Origin of the sequence: Deinococcus sp. Leaf326 (assembly GCF_001424185.1) — a bacterium.
GTDB lineage: Bacteria > Deinococcota > Deinococci > Deinococcales > Deinococcaceae > Deinococcus.
Genome location: NZ_LMOM01000032.1, coordinates 162,018 through 177,991 on the forward strand (window position 1 = coordinate 162,018; position 15,974 = coordinate 177,991).

At 67.9% G+C, this 15,974-nt stretch carries 18 protein-coding genes; 9 read left to right on the forward strand and 9 right to left on the reverse strand.

Features of this window, described 5'->3' with window-relative positions:
* Positions 1–311 precede the first annotated feature (311 nt).
* From ASF71_RS11425 to ASF71_RS11445, 5 genes are all read left to right on the forward strand, one after another.
* Positions 312–1,013 carry a hypothetical protein gene (locus ASF71_RS11425; protein WP_056299808.1) on the forward strand — a complete coding sequence of 234 codons (702 nt, stop codon included), beginning with the start codon at positions 312–314 and terminating at the stop codon, positions 1,011–1,013.
* Positions 1,010–1,582: an ATP/GTP-binding protein gene (locus ASF71_RS11430; RefSeq protein ID WP_056299810.1), complete on the forward strand. Its 573-nt coding sequence runs from the start codon at positions 1,010–1,012 to the stop codon at positions 1,580–1,582. Before ASF71_RS11425 ends, ASF71_RS11430 begins: the two co-directional genes overlap by 4 nt.
* 18 nt (positions 1,583–1,600) lie before the next feature.
* Positions 1,601–1,978, forward strand: a complete 378-nt coding sequence (locus ASF71_RS11435; protein WP_056299813.1) for a roadblock/LC7 domain-containing protein — start codon at positions 1,601–1,603, stop codon at positions 1,976–1,978.
* Between the two features lie 88 nt (positions 1,979–2,066).
* Complete coding sequence (locus ASF71_RS11440; RefSeq protein ID WP_056299816.1) at positions 2,067–2,546, forward strand: hypothetical protein; 480 nt, start codon at positions 2,067–2,069, stop codon at positions 2,544–2,546.
* A gap of 264 nt (positions 2,547–2,810) precedes the next feature.
* Positions 2,811–3,656: a LuxR C-terminal-related transcriptional regulator gene (locus ASF71_RS11445; RefSeq protein ID WP_082505952.1), complete on the forward strand. Its 846-nt coding sequence runs from the start codon at positions 2,811–2,813 to the stop codon at positions 3,654–3,656.
* Positions 3,657–4,140: 484 nt separating this feature from the next.
* On the opposite strand, the gene ASF71_RS11450 is transcribed toward ASF71_RS11445, so the two are convergent.
* Together ASF71_RS11450 and ASF71_RS11455 are read right to left on the reverse strand one after the other, a co-directional pair.
* A complete protein-coding gene (locus ASF71_RS11450) occupies positions 4,141–4,542 on the reverse strand; it encodes a hypothetical protein (protein ID WP_056299822.1) in 402 nt (133 codons plus the stop codon).
* Positions 4,543–4,760: 218 nt separating this feature from the next.
* On the reverse strand, positions 4,761–5,348 hold the full coding sequence (locus tag ASF71_RS11455; protein WP_235514366.1) for a DNA starvation/stationary phase protection protein: 588 nt from the start codon (positions 5,346–5,348) through the stop codon (positions 4,761–4,763).
* Positions 5,349–5,559: 211 nt separating this feature from the next.
* Here ASF71_RS11455 and ASF71_RS11460 point away from each other — a divergent pair, with 211 nt between their 5' ends.
* The gene (locus ASF71_RS11460) at positions 5,560–6,219 is read left to right on the forward strand and encodes a response regulator transcription factor (protein WP_056299823.1); all 660 of its coding nucleotides are present in this window, start codon (positions 5,560–5,562) and stop codon (positions 6,217–6,219) included.
* On the forward strand, positions 6,216–7,541 hold the full coding sequence (locus ASF71_RS11465; protein WP_056299826.1) for a HAMP domain-containing sensor histidine kinase: 1,326 nt from the start codon (positions 6,216–6,218) through the stop codon (positions 7,539–7,541). The genes ASF71_RS11460 and ASF71_RS11465 overlap by 4 nt, the downstream gene beginning before the upstream one ends.
* A gap of 211 nt (positions 7,542–7,752) precedes the next feature.
* On the opposite strand, the gene ASF71_RS11470 is transcribed toward ASF71_RS11465, so the two are convergent.
* From ASF71_RS11470 to ASF71_RS11500, 7 genes are all read right to left on the reverse strand, one after another.
* Positions 7,753–8,634, reverse strand: a complete 882-nt coding sequence (locus tag ASF71_RS11470) for a D-ribose ABC transporter substrate-binding protein (RefSeq protein ID WP_056299830.1) — start codon at positions 8,632–8,634, stop codon at positions 7,753–7,755.
* 38 nt (positions 8,635–8,672) lie between these two features.
* Positions 8,673–9,626 carry an ABC transporter permease gene (locus ASF71_RS11475; protein ID WP_056299832.1) on the reverse strand — a complete coding sequence of 318 codons (954 nt, stop codon included), beginning with the start codon at positions 9,624–9,626 and terminating at the stop codon, positions 8,673–8,675.
* Positions 9,601–11,070, reverse strand: a complete 1,470-nt coding sequence (locus tag ASF71_RS11480; RefSeq protein ID WP_056299834.1) for a sugar ABC transporter ATP-binding protein — start codon at positions 11,068–11,070, stop codon at positions 9,601–9,603. Before ASF71_RS11480 ends, ASF71_RS11475 begins: the two co-directional genes overlap by 26 nt.
* The gene (rbsD, locus tag ASF71_RS11485; RefSeq protein WP_056299837.1) at positions 11,070–11,474 is read right to left on the reverse strand and encodes a D-ribose pyranase; all 405 of its coding nucleotides are present in this window, start codon (positions 11,472–11,474) and stop codon (positions 11,070–11,072) included. The genes ASF71_RS11480 and rbsD overlap by 1 nt, the downstream gene beginning before the upstream one ends.
* On the reverse strand, positions 11,471–12,367 hold the full coding sequence (locus tag ASF71_RS11490; protein ID WP_082505953.1) for a ribokinase: 897 nt from the start codon (positions 12,365–12,367) through the stop codon (positions 11,471–11,473). Before ASF71_RS11490 ends, rbsD begins: the two co-directional genes overlap by 4 nt.
* On the reverse strand, positions 12,364–13,368 hold the full coding sequence (locus ASF71_RS11495; RefSeq protein WP_056299841.1) for a LacI family DNA-binding transcriptional regulator: 1,005 nt from the start codon (positions 13,366–13,368) through the stop codon (positions 12,364–12,366). The genes ASF71_RS11490 and ASF71_RS11495 overlap by 4 nt, the downstream gene beginning before the upstream one ends.
* A gap of 363 nt (positions 13,369–13,731) precedes the next feature.
* The gene (locus ASF71_RS11500; protein ID WP_056299844.1) at positions 13,732–13,992 is read right to left on the reverse strand and encodes a hypothetical protein; all 261 of its coding nucleotides are present in this window, start codon (positions 13,990–13,992) and stop codon (positions 13,732–13,734) included.
* Positions 13,993–14,192: 200 nt separating this feature from the next.
* Here ASF71_RS11500 and ASF71_RS11505 point away from each other — a divergent pair, with 200 nt between their 5' ends.
* Complete coding sequence (locus ASF71_RS11505) at positions 14,193–14,777, forward strand: DUF2239 family protein (protein ID WP_056299847.1); 585 nt, start codon at positions 14,193–14,195, stop codon at positions 14,775–14,777.
* A gap of 86 nt (positions 14,778–14,863) precedes the next feature.
* Complete coding sequence (locus ASF71_RS11510; protein ID WP_056299850.1) at positions 14,864–15,937, forward strand: aldose epimerase family protein; 1,074 nt, start codon at positions 14,864–14,866, stop codon at positions 15,935–15,937.
* Positions 15,938–15,974: the final 37 nt, after the last annotated feature.

The following is a 15,974-nucleotide window of genomic DNA, read 5'->3' on the forward strand; positions in this document are numbered from 1 at the left end:
CAGACAAATTCATTCCCATTCGGCGTTTTGACAGATCTATCACAGTTCAATGTGGAGCTGTTGGTCTGGGTTGCGTAAAGTCCGCTCCTGCGTTTTGCCTGTTTGGAAGGCGAAAAACACCGTCCTAGAGGTTGAAAGACCTGTCCGCCCCTCCAGGTGTCCTCGGGTCAATTGCCTATGCCGGCATATTGACAGCGCTGTCAGGTGAGATTTTTTACAGTTCTCGCCGTTGGGTCGCTGGCGTGCAGGGCATGGCCGGTGCGGCCCCGGCCGGTTTCCGCCCTTCCTCGTCCCCGATCCAAAGGAGTGTTATGGCTATTTTCGGTGATCTCGCGCATCACACGCTCACCGATCTGTTCAAAGTCCTGAGTGCCCAGGCGGGAACCCTGTTCTTTCACCAGGCCTATCAGGGCCGGACAGTCGAGATGGTGCTGGAGGGCGGCGTCCTGAGCGCCCTGTACGTGGACGGTTTTCCGGTCCCCGGTGCGGCGCAGGCCCAGGCGACCGTGCAGCATCTGCACGCCCAGGGGCAGGGAGCCTTCGAGTTCCAGCCCCGGTCAGCCACGCCGGGCGTCGGCGCCCGTCAGGGAGCACGGCTCTACGCCCTCCCCCTGCACGACCTGCTTCAGGACACGCTGGCCCGGACCATTCCCGCCGATCAGCTCCCGCACCCCGAGACCCGGTTCGTGGCCCAGCCGTCCGGGGCCGAGGTCCCGGCGGCGCTCGTGCCGGGCTGGCAGCTGCTCGCCCCGAACCTGCGGACGGGGGCCAGCGCCGCCGAACTCGCGCGCCTGACTGGTCAGTCCGAGGCCGAGCTTCAGGCCACGCTGTACCGCCTACGCGCCGCCGACCTGATCGCTCCGCTGAGGACCGTGGCGCTCTCGGCCCCTGCGGTGGCTGATTCCTCCGGAGCACCCACCCCCTTGACGGCCGCGCCGGTGGCGGCCCCCGCCCCACTACTGCGCCGGCTGTTGGGCGCACTGCGCCGCCTCACCGGCTCGGGAGCCGCATGACCATCCTCAGCGCCCTTCCCCTGAAACTGGTCGTTTCCGGCCCGGTCGGGGCCGGCAAGACCACCTTCGTCCAGACCCTCTCGCAGACGCCCGTCGTCGCCACCGAAGCCGAGGCCAGCGAGGACATCGGCAAGGCCAACACCACCGTCGCCTTCGACTTCGGCACCCTCACTCTGGGTGGCCAGGAACTGCACCTCTACGGCACCCCCGGCCAGGACCGCTTCAGCTTCATGTGGGAGGTGCTGTGCGAGGGCGCGCTGGGCCTCGTCCTCCTCGTCGCTGGAGACCGCCCGCAGGACTTCTTGCCTGCCCGCAACATCTTCGAGTTCATCACCAGCCGCATCGCCGTGCCCTTCGTGATCGGCGTGACCCGCCAGGACCAGCCCCGTGTCTGGGCCCCGGCCGACGTGGCGCTGTATTTCGGCCTGCCCGAAGACCGCGTGCTGGGCCTGAACGCCACCTCTGAGGAAGACGCCCGCCGGGTGCTCGCGCACCTGCTGGAACTCACCCTGAACGCGGCCCCCACCGTTTCGTCTGCCCCGAATCCCGGCCCCTCGCCTCTTTTCTGACCCTTCAAGGAGCGTCCCATGACCGCAACGCTGAGCAAGCAAGACCGCCTGAACACCACCCTGAGCACCCTGCGCGCCGCCCTGCCGGAGCTGCGCGGCGCGCTGATTGCCACGGTGGACGGCCTGCCCATCGCCCAGACGATGGGCGCGGGCACCGACGCCAACCGCGTGGCCGCGATGGCCGCGACCGCCCTGGGCCTGGGCAAGCGCATCAACGACACGCTGGGCTCGGGCACCCTGACCGACATGAGCGTGGGCGGCAGCGACGGCCAGGTGTACATCTACGCGGCGGGCACCAAGGGCGTGCTGGCCGTGGTGGCCCCGACCGGCGTGAACCTCGGGCTGCTGCACATGGAAGCCCGCGACGCCGCCCAGGAAGTCGCCGGCATCCTGTAAGCCCCCGCCACCGGACTCTCCTGCCATGACCGCGTCCGGCGACCGCCTCAACACCATCCTTTCTAGCCTTTACCCCAGGAGAACTTCCATGACCACTGCCACCGATTCCTACGTCCGCAGCGAGCTGGGCGAATTCAGCTCGGTCGTCTGCTTCAAGGCCGTCATCGTCGGCGTCGAGGACACCCTCGGCCCGGACGGCGCCGCCGTCGTCTTCACCCGCGCCGGCAAGGTGCGCGGCCGTGACCTCGTGGCCAGCCTGGGCCTGACCGGCAGCAACGTGCCGGTCGAGCAGCTCGCCGGCTTGCTCGACCAGGCCATCGGCCGCGACGGCACCCGTCTGGCCGCCGTGACGCGGGCGTACCACGAGGGCGAGAACGTTGTCATCGAGACGCAGGACACCGTGTGCTCGGCCGGCGAGGCGCAGGGCAGCGACCGCAAGTGCACGTTCACGCTCGGCGCGGTATGGGGCGCGCTCGAAGCCGTGACCGGCAACATGTACCTGGGCGAGCATACCGACAGCGTGCTGCGCGGCGGCTCGAGCGACAAGTTCGTCTTCTCGCCGCTCTGAATCTCAGGGAGGCCCCGGTGATCTCCTGTTCATGTGGGGAGCGCCGGGGCCTTTTCCTATGGTTTCTCCGGGAGTGGCGGCCACCATTGACCTGGACGCGGAGAACAGAGAAGAGACGGCTGGTTCTGGCCTTCCCTGGAAGGGTTCGCGTCTGCTGGATGGGGAGAGGCCGGGGCGCAGAGGGAAGTGCTCCTGGAGAGGTTCCCACATGGTCGATGGCTTGGCCCGCGTTCAGTTGCCGGAATTCCTCGCCATACTGGGGCCATGAAACTTTCAGTGGCGCAAATCACGCGGGCGGAAGACGTGCGTGATCTGTACCAGGCGGCCGGAGCTGGCGCGGCGCGGCTCCGGTTGCTGGCCGCTCTGGGCCGCGAGCTCCGGGAACAGCGTGACGAGCGCGGCGTCTGGGAAGTGGCCCTGCGCGCCGCCGGTCAGGTCTATGCGGCCCGGTATGGCTGGGTGCTCGGTCATCAGGGCCGGGTGCTGTCGGGCCCGGATCAGCCTCCACCGGAGTCGGTGCTCCTGGCGCTGCAAGAGTCGGACGCGCCGTCCAAGGGGATGTTGCCGGACACTGACGCCCCGCGTGCGGACGGGGGCCTGGCAGGTCTGGTGCCCGGCGACGGACAGGCCGGATTCACACGGCTCCGTGACGGCTCCGTCCTGCAGGTGCCCGTCTGTGCGGGCCGGCAGAGGCTGGGGACCCTGGTGTTGGGTGGTGAGCCTGGGCCGATGGACCCAGATGCCAGCGACCTGCTGACCCTGGAGGTGCTGGCCGGGCAGGTGGGCACGGCGGCGCAACTGCTGCGGCTCTCGGCCGAACTGACCCGCACGTCGCGGCAGGCGCGGCATCTGCGCCGCGAGGAGATGAGTGCCCGCGCCAGCAGTCTCGAACCGCAGGCCGGGCTGGGCGGCGACCTGTTGACGGCGCGCGAACGGGAAGTGCTGACCCACGTGGCGCGCGGCCTGAGCAATCCCGAGATCGGCGCGGCCCTGGGCATTCGGGCGGGCACGGCCAAGATTCATGTCGAGCGCATCCTGAGCAAGCTGGGCGCGCCTGACCGCATGGGTGCGGCGACGCTGGGGCTGTCGCTGGGCCTGATTGAGCCGTGAGGTCGGCGCCGCGGCCCTGGCACAGGTGACTCACTGAGTCTGGTTGACTGGCGACGAACGGCCGCTCTACCTGAGAGTGTGCGGCTGAGGATGAACTCACGCGGCCCCGGATCAGGCCCGGGTACCCGCCGCCCCAGGTCTGGCGTCTCGCTCAGCGGTTCGGGAACTTCTCCGAAGTAAATCCAGTCGGCCAGTGCCGACAGAGCGGGCCTCGAAAATGGTGGAGAAATCTTCTCGGTGGCCAGTCCGAACCTGCGCGGCTCATTGCCCGGAGTACGCCAAGCTCACAGTTGTTCATACTCGTGACGCAGTGCTTGCTAGGCACTGACGTTTTCACCACTGCCCTTGTTCTCGCCCCTGCCGTTGATGACTCAACGCGGCGCAACCATCCATAGCCGACAGACCTGACTTGACGACCCATCAGGCTTTGCTCGAAAGCAGTTCGCGTCCCGACTCGGATTAATGACGGGAGCGCAAGATCAACTCAGTTCTCACGCCGGCCAGGGGGCAACTGGGCAGCACGCCGTAGAGCAAGTAGGGCAATTACCAGGAAGGCCACTTCCGAGAGGAGTGCAACAATGCCGGCCGGCTCGCTCCAGTTGCCTACGTCATCGCGAGCCCCTGGCAGGCCCACGGTGCGGGTCAGCACATAAAAGACGATAGCCCCGTCCGAGATGACCGAGCCCAACACGTAGCCGGTCCGCCAGAGATTGGAGAGCAACCAAGCTCCTGCCGCTGCACATCCGGCGACCAACAGGATGTACAACCAGCCCATGTAGGGAGTTTCTCCCAGTTTCTCGGGAATATCCCGGAAGTGAATCCAGCCCGTCAGGGTGAGCAAGACCAGCCCTAAGATGGGCCGGGCGGGCAGGGCAGTTTGAGACATCAGGAACCTCCATTGCCCGGAAAATGAGTCCGGGTCCTGATGGGAAGAAGTGAACCCGGACACGGCCGGATTCCCTGGACTTCCATCCAGGCTTACTTGCCGCGCACCGGCAGGGGCTGGCCGTTGTTGAGGTCCGCGCCGCTGTCGGGGTCGGTCGGCGTGTTCTGCAGGAAGGCCCGCATCTGCCACTGGTACTTCTCGATGATGTGCTCAACTTCCTACAGCAGATTGGCTGTCGTGGGGTCCACCTTCTCGACGTCGCCGACACGCTGGTAGATGCGCTGGCCCACCGTTTCGTACTGGTAGGTGAAGAACGAGATCACCTGTGCGTCGTCCAGAAAACCGCCAGGAATCTCCGGCAGTCTCGAGGCCGCGACGACAGTGATCGCGCGGCCATCGCTCGACGCGCCGACCGAGAGCTGACGTTCCGCGACCTCGTCGGCATACTTGCTGATGCCCTCGTAGTGATCCTGGAGCAGTTCGTGCAGTGTGTACCACAGCGTACCGGACACGTTCCAGTGGGCCTGTTTGGTCTGGAGCTGCAATGCCTGAAGTTCGGTCAAGGTATTTTGCAGTGCCTGGACGCTCTTCTTGAGGTCGGTGGTGCCGGAACTGGGCAGGGTGGTCGCGCGGTTGTAGGGCAGAGGGGACGCTGTACCCGTACTCTGGGCACTCGCCTGTCCGCTGCTCGGCGCCGCCGCGTTGACATTGGTCGAGGGGATACCGGTACCGGCACTCTGGGCACCGGCACCGCCCGCGAGAGCAGAACCGAACAGCAGGGCCGAGGTGATCAGGATGTTCTTCATAGGGTCTCCGTGAAGCTGCGAACGTGCGCTGCGAGCGGGAACTGGACGCATAGGCTTCTGCCCCAGACGCTAGAGAACGGGTGTTAGACGGGTGCAAGAACTTCCGGCCTGTAAAGGGCGAATAAATGCGGGTCCGCCGGCAATTTCCGGAGAGCCGCCTAGCATGGCGCTATGACTGCGCCCCCCTCTCTCTCCGGACGGCTCTAGGGCGGTGCGGCTGCTTCTAGTCGAGGACGACCGCCGGATCGCTCTCCCGACCATCAACGCCCTGACCGATGTCGGACACGACGTGCAGTGGGAGGCGGACGGCACTCAGGGTCTGGCGAGAGCCCAGGAAGGCCGCTTCGACGCTCTCCTGCTTGATGTCATGCTTCCTGGCCTCGGCGGCTTCGAGGTCGCCCGGCAGTTGCGAACCGGCGGTAACGAGCTGCCCATTGTCTTCCTGACGGCGCGCGGTGGGCTGGAAGACCGCGTTGAAGGTCTGGATCTGGGTGGTGACGCCTACCTGGTCAAGCCGTTCGAGCTGCCCGAGCTGCTGGCGGTCCTCCGGGCTGTCGTCCGGCGAGGCGCCGCGGTCAGAAGTGCCCGGATCGTCTTCGCCGGCGGCGCGGGTCTGCTGGACATCGCCGTCCGCCGGCTGCTGTGGCAGGGTCAGACCGTCGGGCTCACCGGCCGGGAATACGCGCTTCTGGAGGTCTTGGTCCTGTCGAGAGAAAGGTGGTTTACCCGTGAGGAACTGCTCTCTCGGATCTGGGGACCGGAATTCACGGGCGAGATGCGCGTCGTTGATGTTTACGTCAGTTACCTGAGGCGAAAGCTGGCGCCAGAAGCCATCCAGAGTTTTCGGGGGCTGGGATACCGCGTTCCGTGACCATCCGCACCCGGTTGGCCCTCGGCGTGGCACTCCAGACCGCCCTGGTCGTCCTCGTCGTCGCCGCTGTGCAGTTCCTCGCGCTCCGTTCCTTTCTGGTGACGGCGGAGTATCAACGCCTGACGACATTGCTGCCCGTACTGGAACAGGAAGTCGGCCGCGGCCCGCCCGCTCCGGCAGGCCAGCCGCTGACTCTCACGGCTCTCCCACGCAACGTGGACGCGCGGGTCATCATGGATGGCCGGGTCGTGGCAGTCACGGAGGAATTTCCGGACCTGCCCACCGAACTGCCGGCCGGATACGCGCCCCGCTCCAGTCATCAGGTCCTTGTGGCCGCTGTATCGGTCGGTGGCAAGGTCGCGCAGGCCCAGGTCGCCAGCGACGTTCTGGGCGTTGTCGATCCGCTCCGGGCCTATCTGCGGGCGCTGGCGGTGACTGTTCCGGCTGCGGCCGCTCTCGTCGCCTTTCTGAGCTTCCTGCTTGCTGGCCAGCTTCTGCGGCCGCTCGCCCGACTTCAGGAGGCGGCGACCCGGCTGGGGCAGGGCGGACATCTGCGCCGCCCACTGCCGGGTGTGGAGCGAAATGATGAACTCGGCCGCCTGGCCAGCACCCTGCAGGCTTCCTTCGCCCAACTGGCGGAAGTGCGGGAACGCGAGGAAGAGTTCACGCGGGCCGCCGCCCACGATCTGCGCTCCCCTCTCGCGGCCCTCAAAATCCGGCTTCAGGGGTCGTTGACGGGACGGCGTGACTTGGTGCGGCTGAAGGACGACCTGCGCGAAGCCCTGGTGGACGTCAACCGGATGCAGCGCCTGACGGAACACCTGCTGCTGCTGGCGCGCGGAACGCAGTCGGTCCAGCGGCTTCCGGTGGACCTGGACCGACTGACCGGTGAAATCGTGGACCGGGCGCGTGAAGCGGCTCCAGAGATCAGACTGGAGTTCGTGACCTCCGGCGAGGCGACCCTGATGGGCGACGAGGTGCTGCTCACCCGCATGGTCGAGAATCTGATCGGCAATGCCCTGCACCACGGCGGAGGAGCGGACGTGACTGCCGAGGTCACCGGTACAGCTGGCGAAGTCCGGCTCGTGGTGCAGGATGCCGGACCGGGTGTACCTACCGCCAATCTGCCTTACCTGGCGCAGCCCTTCTATCAGGTCGACAAGACGAGAAGTGACGAAGGCAATGGTCTGGGTCTGGCCATCGTGCAGCGGGCCGTGCAGCTTCAGGGCGGTGAACTCCAGTTCGGTCCCGGTCCGCTGTCGGGATTGGCGGTGACGGTCATCCTGCCGCGAAGTGCGGGAAGCGGAGGGACTTCTCGCTGAGCCCTCCTCGCTTGCTCGGCTGGCCAGCCACAGCCGAGGCTCCAGGTCGGCCGTCTGTCGTGCCGCGCGCGAGGTGCAGCACCTGAGGCCGACCTGGAGTCATTGCGCCACCTGCCTCTGCCAGGGCACTGCATACCCCAATTCCACGTAGATTCGGGCGAAGGCCAAAAAGAAGCGGAGGCCGAAGGTGGCCTCCACTCGAACATAAGGTCTACTTGGTAATCAGACTCAGGGCTACGGGAACGTTGACTGTCTTGGCGGGCACCTTGCCGGTTTTGACCATCTCTAGGGCGCGCTGGACCCCGAGGCGGCCGATGTCGCCGGGGCGCTGCGCGACCGTCGCGGCCAGGGTGCCGGCCTTGACGGCGGCCAGGGCATCCGGCGTGGCGTCGAAGCCCACGACCAGGATCTTGCGCTTGCTGGCCTGTACAGCCTGCGAAGCCCCAAGCGCCATCTCGTCGTTGTGGGCAAACACGGCCGCAATGGTGGGCTGCGACTGGAGGATGTTTTCCATCACGCTCAGGCCCTTGGCGCGGTTGAAGTCGGCCGGCTGGCTGGCGACGCGCTTGAGCCCGGTCGCCGTCTTGAGCACCGCGTTGAACCCTGCGCCACGGTCACGGGCCGCGCTTGATCCGGGAATCCCCTGGAGTTCGACCACGTTGCCGCGCCCGCCCAGCAGTTTCTTGATGTAGTCGCCGGCCAGCTTGCCGCCCGCGACGTTGTCGGACGCGACGTGGTAGGCGACCTTGCCGCCGTTGGCGCTGCGGTCCACGGTGATCACCGGAATGTTCGCGGCGTTGGCGGCCAGGATGCTGGGGATGATGGCGTCGCTGTCGGTGGCGTTGACGATGATGACCTTGACCTTGCGGGTGATGAGGTCCTCGATGTCGCTGGCCTGCTTGTCGGCGCGGTCCTGGGCGTCGAGGACGACGAGGTCGGCCCTGCCGGCGGTCGCCGCCTTCTTGGCTCCGTCACGCAGCTCGACGAAGAAGGGGTTGTTGAGGGTGCTCAGGCTCAGGCCGATGACGGGCCTGCTCTGGGCGGCGGCGCTGGTGGCGAGGGTCAGCAGGGCGAGCGTCAGGTACTTGTTCATGGAAGACCTCCGGGGTCTGAGGAAAGTGTCGTGAAGAGTCAGTTGCGGTTGAGCAGGCGTTCAAGCAGCAGCGCGCCGAGAATTACGCCGCCCTTGACGATCTGCTGGTAGAAGGCGTTGACGTCGAGGAGGTTCATGGCGTTGTTCAGCACGCCGATGATCAGGGCGCCCAGCAGGGTCCCGATGACCGTGCCGCGCCCGCCCGAGAGGCTGGTGCCCCCGACCACGACCGCCGCGATGGCGTCGAGTTCGAATCCGCTGCCGGCCGTGGGCTGCGCCGAATACAGCCGGGACGTGAGCAGCAGGGCCGCGACCGCGCTGAGCAGACCGCTGAAGGCGTACACCGTGACCTTGAGCTTCTCGACGCCCAGACCGGCGAAGCGGGCGGCGTCCTCGCTGCTGCCAAGGGCATAGATGCCGCGCCCCCAGGCGGTGCGGCGCAGGGCGAACCAGGTGATGCCCAGGGCGATCAGGGCGACGATCGCCGTGCTGGGTAGCCCCAGCCAGTCGGTGTTTCCGAAGGCCTGAAAGGTGCTGCTCAGGCCGCTGACGGGCGTGCCGTCGGTCATCACCAGGGTCACGCCCCGCCAGATGGTCAGGGCCGCGAGCGTCACCACGAAGGGCGCGATGCGGCCGTACGCTACCACCAGACCGTTGAGCGCCCCGATCACTCCCCCGGCCACGAGCACAATCAGTGCCGTGAGGCCGAAGGGCAGGCCCGCGTGGTCGAGCAGCGCCGCGCCCACCCCGACCACTGCCACGATGGAGCCGACCGACAGGTCGATTCCCGCCGTGAGGATGACAGCCGTCATGCCGAAGGCCAGCAGGGCGTTGACGCTGGTCTGGCGGGCGATGTTCAGGAGGTTGCCGCCGGTCAGGAAGCGGTCGGACAGCAGGCTCGCCACGATGACCAGCGCGGCGAAGATGAACCACAGGCCGTAGCGGCTCAGGGTCAGGCGAACAGGGTTAGGCGACGCTTGCACCAGTGACATGGGCCGTGACCTCCTCGAGAGAAATGGGGGCGTGAAGTTCCTTGACGACCGCGCCGTCCCGGAAGACCAGGACCCGCCCGGCGAGGCCCAGCACCTCGGGCGAGTCGCTGCTCGACAGCACGACGGGCAGACCCGCGCGGCTCAGGCCGGCGATGACCTCGTAGATCTCCTCGCGCGCGCCGATGTCGACGCCGCGCGTGGGCTCCTCCAGCACGAGGACCTGCGGGCGCGTGGCCAGCACCCGGCCCAGCACCACCTTCTGCTGGTTGCCGCCCGACAGGGCGCCCACGCGGTACTCGGGGTTGGCGGGGCGGACGTGCAGGTCCTCCATCCAGCGCCGCACCAGGGCGCGTTCGGCCCCCGGCTGCACGACGCCCAGGCGCGTGACCTGCCCGAGGCTCGACAGGGCAATGTTCTCGCGGATGGTGCCGTCGAGGACCGCGCCCTCGGTCTTGCGGTCCTCGGGCACCACCCCGATGCCCACTCGCCGGGCGTCCTGGGGCGAGCGTACCCGGCGGCCGTTCCAGGTACTGCGGCCCCCCACGCCCATCAGGGCGCGCGTGGCGGCGGTGCGCCCACTGCCGATGATGCCCACCAGACCCACGATCTCGCCGCGCCGCAGCGTCAGCTCGAAGGGGGGCTGGGTCTCCGGCGCCACCTGCACGGTAAAGGCGACCTCCGGCTGCGCCGGATGCACGCGCGACTGCACCTCGACGTGGCGGCCGACTATCCACTCGATGATCTGGGCGGGTGTGGTGTCCCGGACGGCCGCCGTGGCGACCTTCCGGCCGTCGCGCAGCACGGTGACGCGGTCGGCGATGCGGAAGACCTCGGCGAGGTGGTGCGAGATATAGACCACCGACACGCCGCGGGCCCGCACCTGCCCGATGAAGGTGAAGAGCTGCTCGATCTCGTGACTGGTCAGCGGCGCGGTGGGTTCGTCGAGAACCAGCACCTGGGTATCCCCGATCAGGGCGCGGGCAATGGCGACCATCTGCCGCTCGCCGACGGTGAGGGTCCGCACCGGGCGGCCCAGCGGCAGCCGGAGACCGAGGTCGCCCAGCTGTGCCTGCGCCCGCGCCCGCAGCTCGCGGTCGTTCGCCACTGGCCGCATGCTGCCGAGAAACAGGTTTTCCTCGACGGTCAGGTCGGGAGCGAGGCTCAGTTCCTGGAACAGCATCCGCACGCCCTGGCGCGACGCCTCGGCGACGCTGCGGAAGCGCACCGGTTGCCCGCCCAGGGTGATCTCGCCCCCGGTCGGCGGCTGCACGCCCGCCAGAATCTTCATCAGGGTGCTTTTGCCTGCTCCGTTCTCGCCCAGCAGCGCGTGGACCTCGCCGGGGAGGATGTCGAGGTCAATGCCGTGCAGCACGGTCACTGGCCCGAACTGCCGGGTGATGCCCCGCATACTCAGCCGGGGGGTAGGTAGATGGGGCGCCGTCATCAGAAATTCACCCCGCAGTGCAGGATCACGTTGGCGTAGGGCGTCGCCTCACCCGTGCGCACGACCGCGAGCGCGCTGGGCAGAGCCGCCTTGAGCTCCTCGTGCGAGATCTCCGCGGGCCTCTTTGCCGGCGCGCCGTCCAATACGCTGCATAGCTCGGCGTACCACCCGGGAGACTCCTGGCGGGTCTCGGCCGCCACGGTCGCGCCCTCGATCACCAGTTCGCTCAGTACGGCCCGCAGCACGTCCAGCAGCGCAGGCAGGCCCGCCGTGACCCCCAGTTCGATGCACGGCGTTCCAGCAGGAATGGGCAGTCCCGTGTCGGCCAGCACGATGGTCTGGGTGTGCCCGGCCCGCGCGACCAGGGCGCTGAGTTCCGGATGCAGGAGGCCGCTGCGCTTCACGCCGCGCCCCCTTGCAGACCCCGTTCGATCTCTTCACGCGAGGGCATGCTGGGCTGCGCGCCCTCGCGGGTGCAGGCCAGCGAGGCGGCCACGGTCGCCCGGCGCATCGCCCCTTCCAGCGGCTCGCCGCCCCCCAGTGCTCCGGCCAGCACCCCCACATACGTGTCGCCGGCACCGGTCGAGTCGACGACCTTCACGGCCGGCGCCGGGACCCGGATCAGCGCTGCACCGTCCAGATCGCTACTCAGGGCCGCGCTGCCTTCACCGCCCAACGTGACGAGCACTGTACGTGGCCCCTGGGCCTGGACGCGGCGCAGCTGTTCCTCCAGGTCGCCGGGGCCGCTCAGCGTCTCCAGCTCGCCCTCGTTGACGACGAGCACGTCCACGTCGGCCAGCAGGCCTACGGGCAACGAGGCGGCGGGCGCGGCGTTCAGGATGACCCGGACGCCCTGCGCCTGTGCCGCACGGGCGTAGGCCTGCACCGTCTCCAGAGGAATTTCCAGTTGCAGCACGAGCACGTCGGTGCCCTGGAGGGGCGGGAGCTGAGTGGAGGTCAGGCCCGCGTTTGCCCCCGAGGCCACGGCGATGACGTTCTCGCCGGACTCGGCCACGGTGATGAAGGCCGCGCCGGTGGGCAGGGGCAGCGTAAGGCAGAGGTCCTGGACACCGCTGGAGCGCAGCGAGTCGCGTAGGACGCCGGCGTAGGGGTCATCTCCCAGAGCGCCGAAGAACTGGGTGGGGAAGCCGGCCCGGGCGCAGGCGACGGCCTGGTTGGCGCCCTTGCCGCCAGGGGCGGTGCTGAACCCCGGCCCCAGGACGGTTTCGCCGGGGCGAGGAAGGTGAGAGACGCGGGTGATGAAATCGAGATTGGCGCTGCCTGCGACGAGAATCAAGGGGACCTCCGGGAGGACGCGGGGGCGGTGGAGCCGCGCACGATCAGTTCGGTGGGAATGCGGGCCAGAGAAACGGGAGGGTGGCCGGGGTGGAGGGCCTGTTCGACCGCCTGCCGGGCGAGCGCCTGCGTGTCCTGGCGCACGGTGGTCAGGGCCGGCGAACTCAGGGCCGCCCAGGAGATGTCGTCGAAACCGGCCAGCGAGAGGTCGCTGGGCACCCCCAGGCCCCGGCTCTGGGCGGCGCTCAGCGCTCCGAGGGCCAGGGTGTCGTTGGCGGCTAGCAGGGCGGTCGCGCCCGGGTGGGCGTCGAGCAGGGCGTGGGCTCCGGCGCGGCCGTCCTCGACGCCGTAGCTGCTGTAATGCAGCGCCGTGGGCGGAAGCTGGACGCCGGCGCGGCGGATTTCCTCGAGCATGCCCTGAACCCGCTCGCCCGGCTCGCCGTGACGGTCGGGACCGGCCAGAATAACCACCTCGCGGTGTCCCAGAGCCATGAGGTGGGCCGCGGCCAGACGCCCGCCCTGCACCTTGTTGCTCTGGACCGTGAGATGGCCCCCGACCTCGCGGTCGATCAGGATCAGGGGCAGGGAAGCCTGGAGGCGCTCGGCAGTCCCGACCGCCGGCACCACCAGTAGAGCGTCGACCCCCCGCCGCGCGAACGTGGTCAGGGCCTCGGCCTGCACCCCAGGATCGTCGTGGGAGTCCGACAGTAGGACGGCGTAGCCGCGCCGGCGCGCTTCCTGCTCAATGCTCTGGGCGAGTTTGGGGAAAAAGGGGTTCGTGAGATCTGGAATCAGCAGTCCGAGGGTCGAGCTTTTGCCCGTCCGCAGAGCCTGGGCGGTGTGAGACGGCTGATAGCCCAGGGTGCTGATAGCCGTGCGGACGCGCTGCTCGACCGCCGGGCTGACCGGCTTGGTCCCGTTGACGACGAACGATACGGTCGCTGTCGAGACGCCGGCCGCACGGGCGACCTGGACCAGAGTGACGGCGGATTTGGGGACCATAGACGACCTCAAAGTGGGTTAAACGTTTAACCCGGATAGAGAGCATGGTTTCATCTTTCAAACCGCCGACAGACGCGATAGACAAGTGGAACGAGACCCTTAAGGTCACCAGAGGTTTAAACGTTTAACTGGAGTTTACGGACCTGGGCCAGCGTCGTCAAGACCCTGGGAAGCGCAGATCCCAATGACGTTGAGTGCGCTGGGATGGGGCGGCAGTGAACAGAGATGAACTGCGCCCCTCCAGGCCTTGCAGGGCTCATCTTGAGAACCGGCAACCAGCGGCCAGACGGCAGAAAATGGAGACGGTAGGGCGAGATACCGTCTCCAGCACAGGTTGTGACTACGAATTGTCAGGAATTCAGCTCAGACGCGGGCAGGGAAGGCCAGGTAGCCCTCGAAGAGGCGGCGGTGGAACTGCCGGCCCTGGCGCTCGACGAGCGTGCCCTGCATCAGGCCGTTCTGGGTGGTGACCTGAACTTCGCAGCGGCCGTCGTTCAACAGGCAAGCCTTGTTCAGGGCTTCCAGGTCCGCGAGCGACCCCCCCTTGGGAAGGCCAGTCGTGTCGGCCGAAATCGTGAGCCGCTTGTTGGGTGCAACATGGTACCGGCCTTCGAGGATAAGCATCCGTACACTCTAGACCCTCCCGGCAAAAGCAATTGGTGCCCTCCACCTTCTCGGCCAGCCCTAGACCGGGTGCCGTGCCTTCACCACTCTGCTTTCAGATCAGGCCGGCCGCGGGCAGCGCTACGTCAATTGGCCTGGTCGCTCAGCATTATAGCCGGGTAGAATTGACGAGCAGATTTTTATCCAGGTAAAATACAGCCATGCAAAACGATACCTACACAGCGTTTCAGGGTCACCGTCTTCTCGTGCAGGGTCCGCTTGGCGAGGTGTTGCGGCAGGCCAAGCCCTGTCTCGACGCAGGCGAAAACCTCCTGATCTTCGAAGACCGGACGGGGAAGCAGGTCGATTTCGACGTCCGGGGAACGGAGGAGGAGATGCTGGCCCGCGAAGCCCCCGAGGCGCCCCGTCCGGGTCCCGGTCGGCCGCGGCTGGGCGTCACCGCCCGCGAGGTCACCCTGTTGCCCCGGCACTGGCAGTGGCTCGACGAGCAGCGTGGCGGCGCATCGGCGACCCTGCGCCGCCTCGTCGACGAGGCCCGCAAGGGAGACGCTCAGCGGTTCCGCGCCGGGCAGGCGGCGGAGGCGGCGGGCCGGTTCCTGACCGCCATAGCCGGGGATCACCCCCACTTCGAGGACGTGACCCGCGCCCTCTACGCCGCAGACCGGCCCCGGTTCACGGCGCTGATGGCCGACTGGCCCACCGACGTCCGCACGCATGCCCTCACCCTGGCATACGACGCCTTCCCCCCAGTCGAGGATGGGTCGGCGGCACTGGCTGATTCCTGATCTTTCCAGGGTAGCGGGGACGCAGGTAGGCGATCCCGAGAGAAGGAAGCGCGCCGGCGCAGCGGCCTTCGGGCATAGTGGGGCGCATGTCTGTGCTGAAACTGAGCAGTGAAGTCTGGGGCCGCAGTCCGGCCGGCCGTGACGTGCAGCAGTTCACGCTGGCCTCGCCCACCGCCGAGGTCCGCGTCATGACCTACGGCGGCGTCATCACCAGTGTCCGCACGCCCGACCGCCGGGGCGAGTGGGGCGAGATCACGCTCGGGCACAGCGGCGCGGCCCCCTACTTCGACCGGGCCACGGCGTCCTTCTTCGGGGCGCTCATCGGGCGCTACGGTAACCGTATAGAGGCGGGGCGCTTCACGCTGGACGGTCAGGCCTATCAGCTGCCACTCAACGACGGCCCCAACACGCTGCACGGCGGGCCGGGCGGGTTTGACCAGCACGACTGGGACGCCCGGACCGAGGTGGCGGACGACGCCCTGAGCCTGGTCCTCACGCGCCGCAGTCCCGACGGCGAGGAAGGCTTTCCCGGCGCGCTGGACGTGTCGGTCACGTACCGCCTGAGCGCCGACGGCACCCTGGACCTGCTGTACCGCGCGGCGACCGACTGGCCCACGGTGGTCAACCTGACCAACCACACCTACTGGAACCTGAGCGGCGACCGGGACGTGCTCGGACACGTGCTGGAGCTGCCTGCCCGGCGCTTTGTGCCCGTGCGCGCCGACATGATTCCGACTGGAGAGGTCGCGGAGGTGCAGGGAACGCCGCTGGATTTCCGGGTGCCGCAGGCGGTCGGCGCGCGCATTGGGGAGGCGCATGAGCAACTGCGCCTCGCAGGAGGCTATGACCACACCTTCGTCCTGGAAGGCGAGCCAGACGCCGTGGGCCTGCGCCGGGCTGCCCACCTGAGCGAGCCGGTGGGCGGCCGGACGTTGGAGGTCTGGACAAGCGAGCCCGGCGTGCAGTTCTACAGCGGGAACTTCCTGACCGGGCAGCCAGGACGCGCGGAGCAGCCGTACCCCAAGCACTGGGGCCTGTGCCTGGAAACCCAGCATTACCCCGACAGCCCCAACCAGCCGCAGTTTCCCTCAACGCGACTAGACCCGGGGCAGGTCTACCACTCGCACACCCGCTACCGTTTCGGGACCACCGGAGGCTGACCCGGCCCGTCCGGAGTCCGTACTACACTGGGGCCAC